This window comes from Paraburkholderia sp. WS6 (genome assembly GCF_030464835.1).
Classification (GTDB): Bacteria; Pseudomonadota; Gammaproteobacteria; order Burkholderiales; family Burkholderiaceae; genus Paraburkholderia; species Paraburkholderia madseniana.
In genome coordinates, this window is sequence record NZ_JALQCK010000035.1 from 1 (window position 1) to 16,756 (window position 16,756).

General features: G+C 58.5%; 15 protein-coding genes. 6 read left to right on the top strand and 9 right to left on the bottom strand.

Annotation, left to right across the window (positions count from 1 at the left end; genetic code table 11):
- Window positions 1-658: 658 nt before the first annotated feature.
- The 5 genes from M0D64_RS31805 to M0D64_RS31825 all read left to right on the top strand — a co-directional run bounded on the left by M0D64_RS31805 (window position 659) and on the right by M0D64_RS31825 (window position 6,309).
- The gene (locus M0D64_RS31805) at window positions 659-1,624 is read left to right on the top strand and encodes an AraC family transcriptional regulator (protein WP_266260708.1); all 966 of its coding nucleotides are present in this window, start codon (window positions 659-661) and stop codon (window positions 1,622-1,624) included.
- Window positions 1,625-1,750: 126 nt separating this feature from the next.
- Complete coding sequence (locus tag M0D64_RS31810; protein WP_266260709.1) at window positions 1,751-3,148, top strand: Rieske 2Fe-2S domain-containing protein; 1,398 nt, start codon at window positions 1,751-1,753, stop codon at window positions 3,146-3,148.
- Entirely contained in the window at window positions 3,145-3,642 is a 498-nt protein-coding gene (benB, locus tag M0D64_RS31815; RefSeq protein WP_266260710.1) for a benzoate 1,2-dioxygenase small subunit, read from the top strand. The genes M0D64_RS31810 and benB overlap by 4 nt, the downstream gene beginning before the upstream one ends.
- Window positions 3,643-3,664: 22 nt before the next feature.
- Window positions 3,665-4,684 (top strand): benzoate 1,2-dioxygenase electron transfer component BenC, encoded by a 1,020-nt coding sequence (gene benC, locus M0D64_RS31820; protein ID WP_266260711.1) that lies wholly within the window; start codon window positions 3,665-3,667, stop codon window positions 4,682-4,684.
- 503 nt (window positions 4,685-5,187) lie between these two features.
- Window positions 5,188-6,309, top strand: coding sequence for a hypothetical protein (locus M0D64_RS31825; RefSeq protein ID WP_266260712.1), 1,122 nt, complete (start codon window positions 5,188-5,190; stop codon window positions 6,307-6,309).
- Window positions 6,310-6,705: 396 nt separating this feature from the next.
- Here the strand turns inward: M0D64_RS31825 and M0D64_RS31830 are convergent, their stop codons facing one another.
- Genes M0D64_RS31830 through M0D64_RS31850 form a run of 5 tightly spaced genes read right to left on the bottom strand, consistent with a single transcriptional unit; the run spans window position 6,706 to window position 12,885 of the window.
- Window positions 6,706-7,860, bottom strand: coding sequence for a CaiB/BaiF CoA-transferase family protein (locus M0D64_RS31830; RefSeq protein ID WP_266260713.1), 1,155 nt, complete (start codon window positions 7,858-7,860; stop codon window positions 6,706-6,708).
- 18 nt (window positions 7,861-7,878) lie between these two features.
- The gene (locus M0D64_RS31835; RefSeq protein ID WP_266260714.1) at window positions 7,879-9,486 is read right to left on the bottom strand and encodes a class I adenylate-forming enzyme family protein; all 1,608 of its coding nucleotides are present in this window, start codon (window positions 9,484-9,486) and stop codon (window positions 7,879-7,881) included.
- Window positions 9,483-10,331: an enoyl-CoA hydratase-related protein gene (locus M0D64_RS31840; RefSeq protein ID WP_266260715.1), complete on the bottom strand. Its 849-nt coding sequence runs from the start codon at window positions 10,329-10,331 to the stop codon at window positions 9,483-9,485. Before M0D64_RS31840 ends, M0D64_RS31835 begins: the two co-directional genes overlap by 4 nt.
- Before the next feature lie 48 nt (window positions 10,332-10,379).
- Window positions 10,380-11,564 (bottom strand): porin, encoded by a 1,185-nt coding sequence (locus M0D64_RS31845; RefSeq protein WP_266260716.1) that lies wholly within the window; start codon window positions 11,562-11,564, stop codon window positions 10,380-10,382.
- A gap of 40 nt (window positions 11,565-11,604) precedes the next feature.
- Window positions 11,605-12,885, bottom strand: a complete 1,281-nt coding sequence (locus M0D64_RS31850) for a nitrate/nitrite transporter (RefSeq protein ID WP_266260718.1) — start codon at window positions 12,883-12,885, stop codon at window positions 11,605-11,607.
- Between the two features lie 181 nt (window positions 12,886-13,066).
- On the opposite strand from M0D64_RS31850, the gene M0D64_RS31855 reads away from it, so the two are divergent.
- Window positions 13,067-13,825, top strand: coding sequence for a FadR/GntR family transcriptional regulator (locus M0D64_RS31855; RefSeq protein WP_266260719.1), 759 nt, complete (start codon window positions 13,067-13,069; stop codon window positions 13,823-13,825).
- A gap of 844 nt (window positions 13,826-14,669) precedes the next feature.
- Here the strand turns inward: M0D64_RS31855 and M0D64_RS31860 are convergent.
- The 4 genes from M0D64_RS31860 to M0D64_RS31875 form a co-directional block, all read right to left on the bottom strand.
- Complete coding sequence (locus tag M0D64_RS31860; RefSeq protein WP_266260720.1) at window positions 14,670-14,852, bottom strand: hypothetical protein; 183 nt, start codon at window positions 14,850-14,852, stop codon at window positions 14,670-14,672.
- Window positions 14,853-14,886: 34 nt separating this feature from the next.
- Window positions 14,887-15,735: an HNH endonuclease gene (locus M0D64_RS31865; RefSeq protein WP_266260721.1), complete on the bottom strand. Its 849-nt coding sequence runs from the start codon at window positions 15,733-15,735 to the stop codon at window positions 14,887-14,889.
- An 18-nt stretch (window positions 15,736-15,753) separates the two neighbouring features.
- Window positions 15,754-16,305 (bottom strand): GNAT family N-acetyltransferase, encoded by a 552-nt coding sequence (locus M0D64_RS31870; protein ID WP_266260722.1) that lies wholly within the window; start codon window positions 16,303-16,305, stop codon window positions 15,754-15,756.
- 81 nt (window positions 16,306-16,386) lie between these two features.
- Window positions 16,387-16,752, bottom strand: coding sequence for a hypothetical protein (locus M0D64_RS31875; RefSeq protein WP_266260723.1), 366 nt, complete (start codon window positions 16,750-16,752; stop codon window positions 16,387-16,389).
- Window positions 16,753-16,756: the final 4 nt, after the last annotated feature.

Below are 16,756 nucleotides of genomic sequence, written 5' to 3' on the forward strand. Positions count from 1 at the left end.
ACCTCCAGCGTCAGACCGTAGCCCCTACCGCGCGAGCGGTTTAGTCCTTCGACCCTCAACCGCCGTTGGACCCGTGCCACGTCAGCGGCGGCTTCCGAGAGATACAAGGGTCATTCATTCCTTCGAGTCTATCGACAAATCCTAGGCCGGAGCGGATCTTCGAGCCTGGGCCGTTACGAGCCAGGGCCGTTACCTCTGTTCAGATGAGAAGTGGTCATACTTCATTTGCTTAGAGAAGGAATGGCGACGAGTTCCTTTGTTCCAGGCCGGCCGGGGCCTGGCACGCTGCGCCTAGTCTCCGGCTTTCAGAAGAACTTTTCCGCCTCGCACGTGATGGGAGATTGCGGCGCCGATTTCCTCAAAACCTATATGTCTCGGCCACTGGAATTGCAACTTCGCCTGCGGCCACCATCTTTGATGCCTACATGATGGTGCCGGGAATCTGTCCGACAAAGTCCGGATTACCTATTGGTCAGGTCAGTTAAGATGACCTCGAAAGGGCTAACTGCCATGGCCGCAAAGCTCTGGGTAGCGTGCGACATAGACATATCCTCATCTGGCACACCCCACATACTTGCGTTTACCCGAATGTACAAAACATGGCGTCCTGTAGCTAAGTCAGTGTCAAGCAGATCATCCTCCATACAGATAGGGTCACATGGCAGCGCTCCTGCAGTCTATTCATCTATCAACAAAAAGTTCGATTTTCGATAGCGCCGACCCGCGAGACGTTTCGGCGTACGTCAACGCCTTTGTTGGCCGACATTCGATCCAGCTAACGTCCGCTACGACTGCACATGCCAGGCTGCTTTTCCGCAAATTCTCGGACATCGGGCTTTGTGATATCAGCTATGGAAATCAGGTCGACATCACGACCGAAGCGCTCGTTGATTCCTACCAGCTTCAAGTCCTGCTTAGGGGCACTTTTGCCTGGACAGGAACAGAGAGCCGACATCAGTTCAGACCGGGCGAATTTCTTCTGGTTAATCCATCTGACCCAATACGTGTTCGGTACTCCAACGACTGTGAAAAACTGATAGTCACGCTTCCTGTAGAAGCGCTGGAGGCGATGCGCTTCGAGGAGCGCCAAAGCTGGCCGCATGACGGTATTCGTTTCCTAAGGCCGGTGCATGCGCTGTCATCCGTTGACGGACTTGCTGGCTTGCTCTCACTGATGTGCGAGGAAGCCGAAAACACGACGTGCACTCCGACAATACAGCAACACTATGCCCAGATCCTCTTACGCAAGCTCCTTTCTCAGCTTGAAACGAATACGGTTGATGCGCGCTCGCCGGGAGATAGTCAGGTATTCAGCAAGATAAAGGACTATATCCTTGCGAATCTGCAAGAGAACATTACTCTCGAAGAGATTGCAAGTTTGGCAAATGTCAGCCTGAGAAAGCTTTATGTGCTGTTCAAGATCCACGCTCAGGAAAGTCCTCGCGATTTCATTCAAAGCCTCAAGCTTGGACGCGTCCGCGCCGATCTCCGGCGTGCCCGTCCCTCAGACAATGTGACCGATATCGCGATGCGATACGGTTTCTCGCATCTTGGCCGTTTCTCGGCAGTCTATAAGGCCCGCTTCGGCGAGTTGCCATCGCAAACCCTCAGTCGCTCCCGATAGCTGTTTAAACCGGCTGTCCACTGTTGGACGTGCAGAAAGTGGACAGCAAGTGTGCATGGCGCGGATATTGCCGGGGCTCATCCTCGATAAGAATGGGTAACACCACAATTCTTGGAGGAGCAAACCATGAGTACCCCACTCATTGGAGGCACGGGCACGAGTGTCTTGCGTCAATTGATTTCCAACGCTGTGCAGAACGACCCGATCGCCGGGAATTTCCGATGCCGCCGCGATATCTTCACCGATGCGGTTCTGTTCGACTATGAAATGAAGTACATATTCGAGCAGAACTGGGTATTTCTCGCCCACGAAAGTCAGGTGGCAAATCCCAACGACTATCTCGTCTCAAACATCGGTCGACAACCCGTCATCGTCACGCGTGACAAGGCGGGAAATCTGAGCGCTGTGATCAACGCGTGCGCGCATCGAGGCGCAGAGCTGTGCCGTCGCAAACAGGGCAACAGAAGCACGTTCACCTGCCAGTTCCATGGTTGGACATTCAGCAACACCGGCAAGCTGCTCAAGGTCAAAGATGGTCAGGATGACAACTATCCGGAAGGCTTTAACGTTGACGGCTCGCACGATCTTACGCGTGTTCCATCGTTCGCGAACTATCGCGGCTTTCTGTTCGGCTCGATGAATCCGGACGCATGCCCCATCGAGGAGCACCTGGGAGGCAGCAAGGCCATACTCGATCAGGTCATCGACCAGACGCCCGGCGAGCTTGAAGTGCTGCGGGGAAGTTCTTCGTACATCTATGACGGAAACTGGAAACTGCAGGTCGAAAACGGCGGCGACGGATACCACGTCGGCTCGGTGCACTGGAACTACGTCGCTACGATCGGGCGCCGAGATCGTTCGAGCGACACGATTCGCACCGTTGACGTCACCACCTGGTCGAAAAAAAACGTCGGTGGCACCTACACATTCGAACACGGGCACATGCTTCTTTGGACGCGGCTCCCCAATCCGGAAGTTCGGCCCGTGTTCGCCAGACGCGAAGAGTTGAAGGCACGTGTTGGTGAAGAGGTGGCCGACGCCATCGTCAACCAGACGCGCAACCTGTGTATCTATCCGAATTTGTACGTGATGGATCAGATCTCCACTCAAATTCGGGTCGTCCGTCCGATCTCGGTCGACAAGACCGAAGTCACCATCTACTGCTTCGCACCGCGCGACGAGAGTGAGGAGGTCCGCAATGCACGAATCCGTCAATACGAGGATTTCTTCAACGTCAGCGGCATGGGAACGCCTGACGATCTCGAGGAGTTCCGCGCATGTCAAAGCGGCTACAGGGGTAGCGCAGCTGAGTGGAATGACCTGAGCAGGGGCGCACCACGCTGGATTAGTGGACCCGACGATAACGCGCGTCGCCTCGGTCTTGCACCACTCATGAGCGGTGCGCGAATGGAAGATGAAGGATTGTTCGTGCTGCAGCACACGTATTGGGCCGAAACGATGCTCCGCGGCATTGAGGGTGAACCGAAAGTGTTTAAAGTTCAGCCAGTTGAGGTCGCACAATGACTTCATTAGAAAGCTCATACTTGGACGTTTGCGCGTTCATCTTTCGCGAAGCTCGTCTTCTCGACGACCGCAGCTGGGACGAATGGCTTGAGTGCTATGACCCGAAGGCGGTGTTCTGGATGCCGTGCTGGGATGATGCCGATACGCTCGTCGACAACCCGCGGAAGCATGTGTCGCTGATCTACTATCCTGATCGCATGGGACTTGAAGACCGTGTTTTCCGGCTCAGGTCAGAGCGCTCAGGTGCCAGCACTCCTGAACCTCGCACTACTCACAACATCGCCAACGTCGAGATCCTTGAACGAGCTGAAGGACAGATCGAAGCGCGCTTTAACTGGCACACGATGAATTATCGCTTCAAGTTGCTCGATCACTACTTCGGAACCTCGTTCTACACCTTGAAGGTCAGCAGCTCCGGACTGTCAATCCTGAACAAGAAGGTGGTGCTGAAGAATGACCTGATTCACCAGGTTATCGACGTGTATCACGTGTGATTTTTGTGGGTAGGCGCTTATCATGTTTCACTCAATTGCTTTGCGGTTCGAGGACGATGTTACATATTTCATCACGTCGTCTGAAAACGAAACTGTAGCCGACGCCGCATACCAGCAAGGCATCAGTATCCCCCTCGATTGCAGAAACGGAGTGTGTGGGACCTGTAAGGGTCTCTGTGAGCGCGGGGAGTATGACGGCGGCGACTATATCGAGGACGCCCTCAGCGCCGATGAGGCACGCGAGGGTTTTGTGCTCCCTTGCCAGATGCGGGCGCGCACTGACTGCGTGATACGGATCCTCGCGTCGTCTTCGGCATGCCAGGTCAAGAAATCGACCATGACGGGCCAGCTAACGGAGATCGACCGTGGTAGCTCGTCCACGCTGCAGTTCACGCTGGCAATTGATCCTTCCTCAAAGGTGGATTTTCTACCGGGGCAGTACGCGCAGCTCCGTATTCCGGGGACCACGGAGTCACGTGCATATTCGTACAGCTCCATGCCTGGAAGTAGCCATGCGACCTTTCTGGTTCGTGACGTGCCGAACGGGAAAATGAGCGGATACCTCCGGGACCAAGCGACGATCACCGAAACGTTTGCGTTTGACGGGCCATACGGCGCGTTCTACCTCCGGGAGCCAGTACGCCCGATCCTAATGCTCGCAGGTGGCACCGGACTGGCTCCGTTTCTGTCGATGCTGCAGTATATGGCGAGCTTGGAACGCAATGACCTGCCGTCGGTCCGGCTTGTTTACGGAGTCAATCGTGACGACGATCTTGTCGGTCTAGATAGGCTCGATAAGCTGGCAACACAGCTTCCAGGTTTCAGCTATATCACTACCGTCGTGGATGAGACCAGCGCACAACCGCGGCGTGGATATGTGACGCAACAGATCACGAAAGACGACATCAATGGTGGGGACGTCGATATCTACGTGTGCGGGCCGCCTCCCATGGTCGAGGCGGTTCGCAGCTGGCTGGCGGCTGAGAAACTGAACCCCGTCAATTTCTACTTCGAGAAGTTCGCCCCAACAGTTGGCGACTAGGTTCATCGAAAACGCTGACTGAGTTCTGGCGCAGTTCGCACGTGGTCCAGATTTTTGTACTTGCGAACGGCGAGAAATGTCTCGGTTGCGGCGGTGAGCAGCCATTCGCGCTCCAGTGCTGAATGACCGAACTTGCCGCCGGTCTGAGACTGTCGCCGGCCGGTTCGTGCGACGACGTTCGCAGATAGAAATCGATCGCACATAGGCTTTCGCGTTCCATACGAGCTGCCAACAATCCGTTAGTAAAATCAAAATGTATCAACTGAATTTACCAAATCGAGAGTAATCATATAACTGGTTGAATACGCAACGAAATATTCCACTTGGCGCGCAAGACCGCGCGCCTTTTTGCGCCGGCTGAAAATTATGTCTTCGACATTCCGCATTGCTCGTCCTAGTGTGCTTGCTGACGTGGCGTCCATTCGTGGCCTCGCCTCGCCATCTCGCAGCCAATAATGGTTCCCGTTCTGGATCGAACGTGCGGACCTGTTCCGGAGACAACAATGCAAAGACAGCTTTTGTTAGCGTTAACGCTTGGCGCATCGATTTTGCTCGCATCGTGCGGTGGAGGCTCGGACGTCACCTCCACTGCGCCGACCATCAAGACCACCGTCGCGGTGCCCAATTCGGCAACCCCGCCGTTCAGTTTCGACATCAGTTACGCCGGTAGCGGCAAGTACTTCCTTGCGGACCGCAACAACGCGGCGGTCGACGTCGTCGACACGAAGAGCAACACGCTCATTGCACAGATCAAGGGCGGCTTCACCGGCGTCGGCGCGACATCCGATACTTCCGGCCCGGACGGGCTCGTCGGGATTCCCGGCACGAACACCATATATGTCGGCGACGTCAACGCGGTGAAGATCGTCGACGTCGCCGCGCAGCAGGTCGTCGGCACCATCCCGATCAGCACCGCGGGGCACCGCGTCGACGAAGGCTGTTATGACCCGGACGATAACCTGGTAATGTTTTCGAGCCCGGGCGAGGCGCCTCCGTTCGCGACTTTCATTTCAACGAAGACGCAGGCGATCGTCGCGAAGCTTACGTTCGCGACGTCGTCTGGTCTCGAAGCGTGCGTGTACGACTCGAAATCGAAGAGCTTCATCGTCAATAACGACGGCACGCCGGCCAATCCGGAAGGTGAGGTGAACGTGATTGCCGCGAGTTCGGTGGTCGCCGGCACACCGGCAGTCAGCAAGGTGTTCCCGCTCGGCACATGCGCGCCGACGGGACTCGATCTCGGTCCGAACAACGACATGCTGGTGGGCTGCGATCCGCCCGCAGGGAAGCCGCTCATCACGTTGATCCTCGATCGCACGACGGGTGCCACACTGGCGAAATTTCCGTTCGGCGGAGTCGATCAGATCACGTACGATCCTGTGTCGAACCGCTATTTTCTACCGGCACGCCATGAGACCTCGTCCGGCACCGCGGCATCCTCCGGCTTTACGCCGATACTGGGTGTAGTCGACGCGTCGACGCGTACGCTCATCGACCAGCTGCCAGTGGGCACCGGCGTGCATTCGGTCGCGGTGGATGGCGCGTCTGGTCAGGCGTACGTGCCCTTTCAGCCAGGTGCCGCGGCTTTCCCGAATGGCGGGATTCTTGTCGTCACCACGCATTGAAGACGTATGAACCGCTGCCGGCGCGAGGTTGCTGCACGATCCCCGCCGGTAGCATTCCTTGAAAGCTGGAGGCTTCAAGGAGCGCGTGCCTGGTGCGCAGGAATGCATTGGGGTTGTCTCCTCCTCACCGACTGCGAAGGTCGAGACCGACCGCCGATCCATAGCGGCCCGGCTGCAACTCGCCGATCAGCAGACATTCGTACCCAAGTGTGCTACCGATTAGCTCGGCAAATAGTACTTTATCGAATTTCCGTCAGCGGAACGTCGCCAATCTGAGGGCATCTCAAGAAAGGGAAATTTACGCGCCCCAAGCGGCCGCGAGGTGTGCAGTTCGAATGTCTCTGATCCCACTACGGCCGGTGGACCCCGCAACCCCCAACGTCCGCAACCCGGCTGCTACCGGACGTTGCGCGTGAGGCGTGTCTGCATAACCTGCTCGGTGTGCTCTCCGAGCAATGGCGGCGGCAGTCTTATGTCCACGCTGTTCGCCGACATCTTGATCGGATTTCTGAGTACCGACACATCGCCTGCCGTTGGATGCCGGACTGACTGCACGATTCCATCGCGCACGACAGGATCAGCGAACACCTCTTCGAAATTGCGCACTGGCGCAAACAAGACGCCAGCCTCCGTCAGACGCTCGCTCCAACCGGCCAGCGTATCAGCCGCAAACGCACCGCTCAGTTCCGCTTCCAGCGCCTCCCGATGTGCCAGCCGTTCCCCGTTCGACTTGAAGCGCAGGTCTTCCAACAAATCCGGTCGCCCCACTGCTATCGCGAGCGAGCGCCAGAATTTTTCAGCGTGAGCCACCACCATGACGTACCTGTCGTCGCGCGTTCTGTATGTATTCCACGGCGATATCTGATAGTGCGCGTTGCCGAATCGACCCGGAGTCTGTCCGGTGGAGAAATAAAATCCCTCTCGAGGGATCATAGAAAAAACCGTTGCGTCCAGCATCGATACGTCAACGCGCTGCCCCTTCCCGCTCGACGAGCGCGCGTACAAAGCCGCCATCACGCCGATCGTGCCAAACAAAGGCGGCACGAAGTCGGAAATGAGTACACCTGCTTTGAGCGGACCACTGTCGGGCGTGCCGGTGAGTTGCATTACGCCGGACATCGCCTGAATGACCGGATCGAGCGCCGGCCGGTCGCGATAGGGTCCGTCGTTGCCGAATCCGGACATGCCGCAGTAGACGAGTCCCGGATTGAGGGTAGATAGCACGTCGTAGCCGATACCGAGTTTCTCCATCGTTCCCGGCCTGAAATTCTCGACGACAATGTCCGAATGGCTCGCAAGCGCCTTAAGGGTGTCGATGCCTTGCGCAGACTTCAGATCCAGCACGATGCTGCGCTTGTTACGGTTGAGGCTCAGAAAATAATCGCTTTCGCCACACGCCCGATTCACACCAATCTGCCTGCTCGCGTCGCCGTCGGGCGGCTCGACCTTGATCACGTCCGCCCCCAGATCGCCGAGCAGCAATGTACACAACGGGCCGGCCACCATTTGCGTCAGGTCCAGTACACGAATTCCATCAAGAACGCCGTTCATGGTCTTTCCGTAAGAGAGTCAAAGCGAGCTGACATCACGGGGCCAGCGCTGCACGACGTCGCGCTTCACGACCTTGCCGGATGCATTGGTCGGCAGCGCGTCGTACGTCAACCACCAGCGCGTGGGCACTTCAAATTTGGCGAGGTGTTGCGCCGCGTGACGCGTCAGGTCGGCGGCACTGACGGTCGCGCCATCGCGCAGCACAACTGCAGCCCCCACCTCTTCACCGAGATCCGCGTGCGGCAGCGGCACAACGGCGGCTTCGAGTACGTCGGGATGCGTCCGGATGCAACGTTCGACATGCACGCTCGCGATGTTCTCGCCGCCACGGATAATGGTGTCCTTTTGTCGGCCGACCACATATAGATAGCCATCGCCGTCGAGGCGTCCCAGATCGCCGGTCGCGATCCACCCGTCGGCGTCGTCAATCGGCGTCGGGTCGCCGACGAACCCGCTGGTTGCGCTCGGTGTGCGCGCCATAATCTCGCCGACGCCATCCAGATTTGGATTGCTGATCCGCACTTCGACGGTCGGCAACGGCTTACCGACGCATTGCGGTCGCTCGTCCAGGTCCTTTCCGGACCCCGCGGCCAGCACACCGCCAGCTTCGGTCAGGCCATACATGTTGCCGACCCGCTTCTGCGTCTTCGGAAACGCGCGAGCGATTTCCGCTCGTAGCTCGTGCGGGATGGCCGCACCACCCATGGGTATCGACGCAATGCTCGCGGTGTCGTACTTCGCGAAGTCGTCATGGTGAATAACACGCGAGACCATCGTGGGGACGCTGCCCCACGCGCGCACCTGTTCGCGCTCGATCAGCCGCAAGACTTCGAGGGCATCGAAACGGCCCTCAAGAAAAACCAGCGTGCCGCCTGACAGCAGGTTCATGATCTGAATCTGAAGGCCCGCGAGATGGAACAACGGCATCGTCATCAGGCTGACGGTTCCTGCGTGCGACGCCGGCAAAGCCGATGGCAGACGGCCAGTGAGGACCAGCAGATTCTGGATGTTCGCAATCACCGACCGGTGTGACATCACAATGCCCTTTGCCACGCCGGTCGTGCCTGACGTGAAAATGATCACGGCCGGCGCGTCCTCGTCGACAGATTCGGGAGCGAACGGCACATCAGTGATGTCGTCAATGGCATGCCGCACTGTCTCAAAGCTCACATGCGCTGGCTCGCTGGCGTCTGACGAAAGCCTGTCCGTCAAAACGATAGAAGGTTCGATCAACGTGAATGCCGCCGCCGTCTCTTCATCGCTCCACCAGCGATTGCCAAAGACAGCCGTGGCGCCGATGCACTGGATTGCCCAGAACGCAACGAGCCATTCAATGTGATTGAAGCCCAGCAACATGATCCGGTCGCCGCTTCTGGCGCCGTGCGCTCGTAGCAGCTTTGCCGTGCGCGCCACCGCAACCACGTGCTGCGCCCCGCTCAAACGCCTGTCACCCTGGACGAGCATTGTCCGATCCGCCCAGCGCTGCGCGTCGATCAGCAACTCGCAGAGCGACTTCGGCCTGATGTCGTACATCCGGCAGGGATGATGATTCACGGTGCCTCGTACGATGCCGGTGCCCCAGCGCTGGATCGTTGAGCTTTCGATCGCGGATGTCATCGCGTTCATGACCGGCTCCCCGGAAGACTGTCAAAGCGCGGCAGACGACGCTGTTGCAACGCCTCGACACCTTCGCGATAGTCGCCGCCGCGCATCAACTCGTTGATCAACACTTTCGACTGCTCTATGCATTCGCCTACGTTCAGCTCCATCAATTCGCCGTAGAGCTGACGCTTTGTCGTCAGTGCTGCCTGTGGCGATACCGTCGTGGCGATCGTCCGCGCAATCGCTTTGACGCGAGCATCGAACTCTTCCACACTGAACACGTCATTGAGAAAGCCCATGTGCCTTGCTTCTTCGGCGAGGAAGATACGCCCTGTCAACAAAACGTCCGCTGCATGCGTGACGCCCATCAAACGCGGAAGAATCCATGCGAGGCCGTACTCGGCGGGAAGTCCGAGACGCGCGGTCGCGGTCGTCAACTTCGCGCCTTCGATCGCGTAGCGCAGATCGCAAAATCCCGCGATTGCAACGGCAATGCCCGCACACGCGCCATTGATCGCGGCGATCACGGGTTTTCTCAATCCCCAATGCCACACCAGTTCGTGATTGAACTCATCGCGCACACCATGCCCCGGCTGCGCGAAATCGTCTGGGCGCACGCTGACGATGTAATCCTTGTCGCCGCCGGCGTAGAGATCTAGTGCCTTGAAGTCCGCGCCGACGCAAAACTGTTTGCCTGCACCGGTGAGCACAACTACCCTGACGGCAGGATCGGCGTCGAGCAATGCCATGATGTGCCGGTACTCGGCGTTCATGCGCGTGGTCCACGAGTTGCCTCGGTCGGGACGATTGAAGCGAACGGTCGCAACGCCGTCGGTGTCCACTTCATATGCAGTGACTTTGAGTTCCACAGGGAGCTCCTCAGTAGTGTGATGAAATGCCGTGGTGAACTTTTCTCATCAGAACCGATGCCGGATGCCCAGCACCGCGACGGCCTGCTTGCCAACCGACGACACCGAGCCAAGCGATGCGAGCGCGGCAACCGCTGCTTTGCCGGTCGAGTCGACCCCCGACGCGCGCTGGTACGTCGCGACTGCGTAGAGATCGGTACGTTTCGACAGCAAATAGTCGGTCCCAATGGTGAGTTGGTTGTAGCGCGCGTTGGGTTGATCGACTGGCGATTTCGTCGTGGTGAACTGATATGCGATACCCGCCTGCAGCGCAGGCGTGAACCGGTAAAGGAAACTGAATTCGGCCGTGTCGAATACCGCCTCGCCACCGTGTATCCCTCGCGGATTCAGGCCGTGACCTGACTCTGATCCGATGTCCTGGAGCCGCGTATCGCTGACAACCAGACCGAGCATGGCGTTACCGATCTTGTAGGTCCCGCCGCCCGCGACGATCTGCTGCGTCCGTGCGGACGCGTATCCGCTGATGATCGGACTGGCCATGTTCAGCGCGCTCGTCGAGGCGGCCGAGTTTGCCGAGGGATTCGTGCCCCAGTACGAGTAATTCGGATCGCGCGCGACGACCATCGCCACGCCCGCACTCAACGGACCGCCGATGTAATTGACTGCGACCGACCACACGCTGTTGCCCGTCACGTTTCCGGCCATCCCGCCGACGCCATACATCGCCGACAGACTGAATCCCATCCAATCAGGACTCCTGAATTTAATGGCGTTGTTAGTTCGCTTCGTAGCGTTCAGGTTATCCAGGTCCGCGGGATGCGCTGCATAGACGCTCGCCCACGGCGCAGCGGCTGAATAGATCGACAGGTATTCGGCGAGCGGGTCGTATTGGCGGCCCAACGTGATCTTGCCGAAGTTGCCGGCGATTCCCACGTACGCCTGACGGCCAAATTCCGCGCCACCCTGACCCAAGGTGCCAGTTGTCACGTTGAACCCGTTTTCCAGCACGAATATCGCAGAGAGGCCGCCACCCAGATCCTCGTTGCCCTTCAAACCCCAACGGTTGCCGACCAGATTGCTGTTCGCCAGCGACACGACCTGCTTGCCGGACGAGTTGGTGTTGTAAAGCAGGCCCTCGTCAATCAACCCATAAAGCGTGACCGACGACTGCGCATGCACTTGCAGCGCAACCATTCCCAGTCCGGTCATCATGATCAGATTCCGCGTCTTCATTGCTGTCTCCTTGTCCCTTGGATTTTGGGTTGTGGTTTTATCAATCGCGATGATCCGGCGCTGTAGTTGCGGCTGCGCTGCGCGGCATAGCTGCGTTGTCCTTTCGCATGAACAGCAGTGTCACAGCGGCAACTACGGGCCCCACTGCGACCACGACCAGCGCATAGAGAAATGAGCCGGTGCCGGCAAACGTATAGCCGACAGCGATCGGTGCGATCGCGCCACCGAGTTGCCAGAACGCGTTGCTGATGCCGGCAGCGGAGCCGGCCGAAGTCGCGCCCGCCACGTTCGTGATCTGGGCAATCAGTATTGCGAGGTAGCCGTAGCCGGCGATTCCGAGAAGCGGCGCGACGAGATAGAACTGCGTGAGCGTGCTGCAAAAGCCGAACACGAGGAGCACGACCGCGAATGTGCTCAGGCAACCGACCGCGAGATGGCGCCGGTAACGGGGCATCAGATCAGACGCCCAGCCAATAAGCGGCTTCGAAAAGAATGCGGCGACGCCCACGACGGTCAGCACGCTGCCGGCCACCGCCGGCGCGAAGCCAAAGTGCTTGGTCAGCAGGGCATTGGCCCAGGACACGAAGCCGATCGTACCCCACAGACCCGCGCCACCTGCCACGGACAACAGGATGAAGTCGCGGTTGCATGACAGCGCTTTCAGATGGGCAACTGTCAGGCGTTCACGGGAGACATTCTTCGGCGCGCGGCCGGCTCCGAGGAAGGCGATGATACCGACTGCGGCCGTCGCGATACCGAGTGCATGAAAGGCATTCGCCCAGCCATAAAGCGTGCTCAGCGCCGGGACGACCGCGTTCGCTGCCGCGATCGAGATCGACGTCGCGGTGGCGAAGATGCCGATCGCGCGTCCCTTATCGCGTCCGAACCACGCATTAACCAGCTTCAGCCCTGCGCAATAGTCCGCGCCGGACGCAAGTCCCATCAGGATCTGCACAGCGATTCCCGCCGCCAGCGTGTGCACGTAGCCGAAGCAGAACGTAGCCGCACCGAGCGGAAGCATCGCCATCAGCAGCGCCGTGCGGCCGCCAACCAGATCGGCCAGAGGGCCACCGGCGAGGTTCGCCGTGGCATAGCCGAAGTAGAACGCGGTCGAGAAAGCGCCAAGCATCGCCACCGAGATGCCGAGCGACTGGCCCACTGGCGCGGCAATCGTCCCCCACGCGTAGCGATCGACGCAACTGAGCACGAATGCGGCCCAGACCAGCGCCAGCACCCTCCATCGATAGGTGGACGACCCTCCTGAAACGGATGACCTGATCAGGTCCGGTTGAATTGGACCGATGTCGTTGCGCGTGTTCATTGGATCGTCCCGAAAGGATTGATATCATGCAGCGTTGGATCGATGGTACTACCATCGATCCAACAGGCCATCAGTGCATACCCGAGGGTCGCGGCCAAGACCCAATTGCAGCGAACTAGTGATCTCCCCCTTGCGGCCATGGCCGGATGGACTGAAGATCGGACCAAAGGAGATATTTCAGATGGATGCGACCAATCGCACGACGAACCCTCATTCGCCTTTCGCGCCGATCCAGCCGCAGCGGGCATCGGACGAGATCGCGCAGCAGATCCGGCAACTCGTTTCGACGAAACAACTGAAGGCCGGCGACAGGTTGCCGTCGGAACGTGATCTGTCGAGCACGTTCAACGTCAGCCGCAATACGTTGCGCGAGGCATTACGCTCGCTCGAGATCGCTGGACTTGTGGAGCTGAAGAAAGGCGGGACGGGAGGCGCCTTTATCGTGGCCGGCGGTTCAGGCGCGGTGGTCGCCAGTTTGCTCGATCTCTACCACCTGGGCAGTATCACGCCAGAGCAACTCACCGAAGCGCGCGTCCGGATCGAGCGAATCGTCGTGGAAGCGGCGGCGCCGCGCCTGACCAGCGAAGATATGGCCGCCCTCGAGGCCAACCTGGCAGCGACGCAACGTGCCGAAGACGCGGGCGACTTCGCGGAGCGTGCGTCGATTGGACTCGAGTTTCACGCGATCCTTGGACGGGCGACGAGAAATCCTATCCTTGCGATCACCATGGAAGCGATCCTGCAAATCACAGCGCAATTCGTTCGCAGCCTCGGCCCCGAACCGAATCTGTTTGCATTGCCGTCCAAGCGGCGCTTCATCGCATTGCTCAAGAGCGGCGACGTTCAGGCCGCCGCCGATGAGATGACAGAGTACGTGACCAAGGTGCAGGATCTATATCTGTCACGCGCGAACTTACGGACGTCGTCGGCCACAGGATAGCGACAGCCTTTACCTGCTGATGGTGCGACGACCAGGCGCGAAAGCCGCCATGTCTGCTTGCAGGTACTGAGGCAGACCGCGTAATTCCGCGAACGAACCGTCGTTTGCCTTGTGCCGACCTGATTGTCCGGAAACTGTCCTGGTTCGGACGTTCGCGACCGCTAGCTGGATGGCGCTTGTTGGCCGATCCGTGCCTCATGCCACTGCCTGTGATCGACCCACAAGTGTCCCTTAACCCAGCGCCTCCCGGCTGACCGCTTCCCGAGGGATGCTGTTGAAAAAGTCGCTGTACGTCGTTTGCAATCCGCTGGCGAAAAAATCGACCTCTCAGATCGCCCTACAAACCGCTCGCGAACATCGGTTAAGGGTAAAAAGACCCCTGAAACCCTTGCGCGGGAGACGGTCGGCGACTTTTTCGATCGTGACGGAAATCGTGCCGCTACCCATGCCGTTGCTCTTCATCACGCCGGAGTACGTTTTGCCCGAGTCTCGCGGCATCAGTACTACCTGTCCCGTGCAAGCTGTCAGGAACAGGCTTGCCGCTATCGCATATAGGCCAGCCCTTCCGGTTGCCCGGCCGACTACCGATCCGTGTTGATGCCTGTCGCGTTGTTTGACGGGGGCTTTCATGTGAGCTTTTCCGATTTCAAGAACGCAGGGCGCAGACACCGAAGACGATCCCGGCCACGAAAACGACCGCCCATGCTTTCATTGGGCCTTGCTCCGTACCATCAGTCTTCCCAGCTCGAAACAGCGCGAGCGAATATGCGATAAACGCAATTGCACCTATAGTTCCCTGCATCCCCGTCTCCTTTGTTTGCCGCGACCGTGGGCGCGACTTTTCCTACCCGTTGTACTCGACAGGCCAAGTTTTGATCGCGTACGGCGCTGCGAGGTCACTGAATGACGGCGCGAACACGTCTTTCTCATCCACGCGGTAGTGACCGAGGTTCACGAACGTGAAGATGATGGTTCGCCCGTCGGACGTCTCCATGATGTATGTACGGCCAGGCTGAGGACTTACCATTTGTATTCCTTTTCCGAGACTATTGGAGTTACCGTTACTCTTCCGCCGATTCAACCAACGTCCATGTGCAACGTTCCTCGTGGTGCCGAAGCGATGCCGGTGCCGGTGCCTTGTCTGGAGACCTCGTTGGACCCAAAAGGCGCCCCTCGAAGCAGGCATATTCGGACGCCTTGAGTTCGTCGCACAGATGAACGGTACGCAACTGCGGGTCGATGCGAAGCATATGCAGATCGAAGAGCTTATGCAAATCCGCTCTTAGCAGCAGACCGTTCGAGACGTCGTTGGTATGCGGGCCCAAGTAGGGAATGATGTGAGCGGCTTCGAGCAATGCTTCAACCTTGCATCCTGAAATCGCACATGCACCGGCATACTCGTCGATCAACGCGCGACGAAACTGAGGCTGTCCTTCTCGCTGCACCAAGGTCCGCATGATGCGACGCCTAGCATCCTCCGTCAGGTCGAAGTCGCCGTCGCTCGTGGCGTTTTTGCGCGCCTCGTCTAACTCGATGGCCTGCGGCGTCGCTATCTGGCGCGGACGAAGTTTCTTGTCGCCGACGTCGGCTAACTCCCACACGCCATGAACAGCCGGATTGTATTCTGCGAATTTCACCCCTCGGCCTTTACCTATACGGACAAGACGATCGTACTTGTTGCCGGTATCGGTCAGTCGAGGTTTCGTGTTGACGGCATGATTTGCCCGCGAGTAGCAGTTGACCGATAGCACGGACAGATCCGGGCCCAGGTTGTTTGTGCGAAAGTCTGGGACTTGAGCAACAAGATAGTCGCGCACCTCTGCGGTGCTGACCGGCCGGCCCATCGCAATTACCGCGTCGCCGACCATATCCCAGGTTGCCTTGTCGCCGTAACGATATTGGCGCGCCATGTTCGTCTACCGATAGGTTTAAGTATTAACCTGAAGCACATACTGAAGCGCCGGTTTTCCGCGGACCTGATCTGTTATCTCCTTCGGCTCGCCGAACCCGATCTTTTCGGCCACCCGCTGCGACGCAGCGTTGTCGGCGCCCACGACCGCTTCGATGCAAAAATTCTTCACGCCTGCGCGACCAAAACCGTGTCGCATTTCACCAATCGCGGCAAGAACTAGGTCTGAAGCAAAGCCGTGCCCCCTATATACGGGAGGCACCGCATAACCTAGATGGAAGCACGCAACACCCTCGATCGGCTCGACAACGACAAAGACGCCAAGCGACGTGACCGTCTCGCCCTCTAAGCGCACGTAGGTGAAGCGGGGCTTACCGTTGGGATGGTCCAGATGGACAAAAAGCTCGCGGTCCAGCTCACATCTCTCAGGCGTAAATAAGCCATCACGTAGGGCGTTCTGGAATGCTTTGAGCGTGTCGGTCGGATCAGTCATTCGCGGCGCATCGTTGACGCGCTGCTTGGCTTGCGCCATCCGCTGGTCCCGCGCCCCGCGTTGTTTTGCTTGTCCCATGCTCTCTCTCGTTTTCCTGTGTGGCCGGCGCGACCGGCGCGAGCGCTTTTCCTATCGCTTTACAACCATCCGGCGACGGGTCTATTGAGTCGTAGTTGTCGTGACTCCATTGTCCGGGCGCATATGAACGTCGTTGGCATGCACGACGCATCTGAACGTGATCGACGCCCCGCCCAACCGAACGCCAGGAATATTGGAGGTGGTTGTTTGCGTCACCAGTTCGAACTCTTTATCCATCGAAGCGCAAAACTGATTGCCCTCAACCATCAACTTCCCGCTCACCGCGCTCACGTCCCCGAAGATTCCTGCCGTGTTCGTCTTTGACGAATAGTAGGTATCTCCGCCGATCTTCGTTGGAGGGGTGCTAGCACATCCGCCGATGAAAACAGCAGCAGAGAGCATCACAACTCTCGTGATCAGTCCCGCCCCGTTTCCCGTCTTCATCATTATG

Excerpts from the sequence above, each read along its gene's own strand:
- M0D64_RS31805 (WP_266260708.1), top strand. The coding sequence starts at position 659 with ATGGCAGCGCTCCTGCAGTCTATTCATCTATCAACAAAAAGTTCGATT.
- M0D64_RS31810 (WP_266260709.1), top strand. The coding sequence starts at position 1,751 with ATGAGTACCCCACTCATTGGAGGCACGGGCACGAGTGTCTTGCGTCAA.
- benB (WP_266260710.1), top strand. The coding sequence starts at position 3,145 with ATGACTTCATTAGAAAGCTCATACTTGGACGTTTGCGCGTTCATCTTT.
- benC (WP_266260711.1), top strand. The coding sequence starts at position 3,665 with ATGTTTCACTCAATTGCTTTGCGGTTCGAGGACGATGTTACATATTTC.
- M0D64_RS31825 (WP_266260712.1), top strand. The coding sequence starts at position 5,188 with ATGCAAAGACAGCTTTTGTTAGCGTTAACGCTTGGCGCATCGATTTTG.
- M0D64_RS31830 (WP_266260713.1), bottom strand. The coding sequence starts at position 7,860 with ATGAACGGCGTTCTTGATGGAATTCGTGTACTGGACCTGACGCAAATG.
- M0D64_RS31835 (WP_266260714.1), bottom strand. The coding sequence starts at position 9,486 with ATGAACGCGATGACATCCGCGATCGAAAGCTCAACGATCCAGCGCTGG.
- M0D64_RS31845 (WP_266260716.1), bottom strand. The coding sequence starts at position 11,564 with ATGAAGACGCGGAATCTGATCATGATGACCGGACTGGGAATGGTTGCG.
- M0D64_RS31850 (WP_266260718.1), bottom strand. The coding sequence starts at position 12,885 with ATGAACACGCGCAACGACATCGGTCCAATTCAACCGGACCTGATCAGG.
- M0D64_RS31855 (WP_266260719.1), top strand. The coding sequence starts at position 13,067 with ATGGATGCGACCAATCGCACGACGAACCCTCATTCGCCTTTCGCGCCG.
- M0D64_RS31860 (WP_266260720.1), bottom strand. The coding sequence starts at position 14,852 with ATGGTAAGTCCTCAGCCTGGCCGTACATACATCATGGAGACGTCCGAC.
- M0D64_RS31865 (WP_266260721.1), bottom strand. The coding sequence starts at position 15,735 with ATGGCGCGCCAATATCGTTACGGCGACAAGGCAACCTGGGATATGGTC.
- M0D64_RS31870 (WP_266260722.1), bottom strand. The coding sequence starts at position 16,305 with ATGGGACAAGCAAAACAACGCGGGGCGCGGGACCAGCGGATGGCGCAA.
- M0D64_RS31875 (WP_266260723.1), bottom strand. The coding sequence starts at position 16,752 with ATGATGAAGACGGGAAACGGGGCGGGACTGATCACGAGAGTTGTGATG.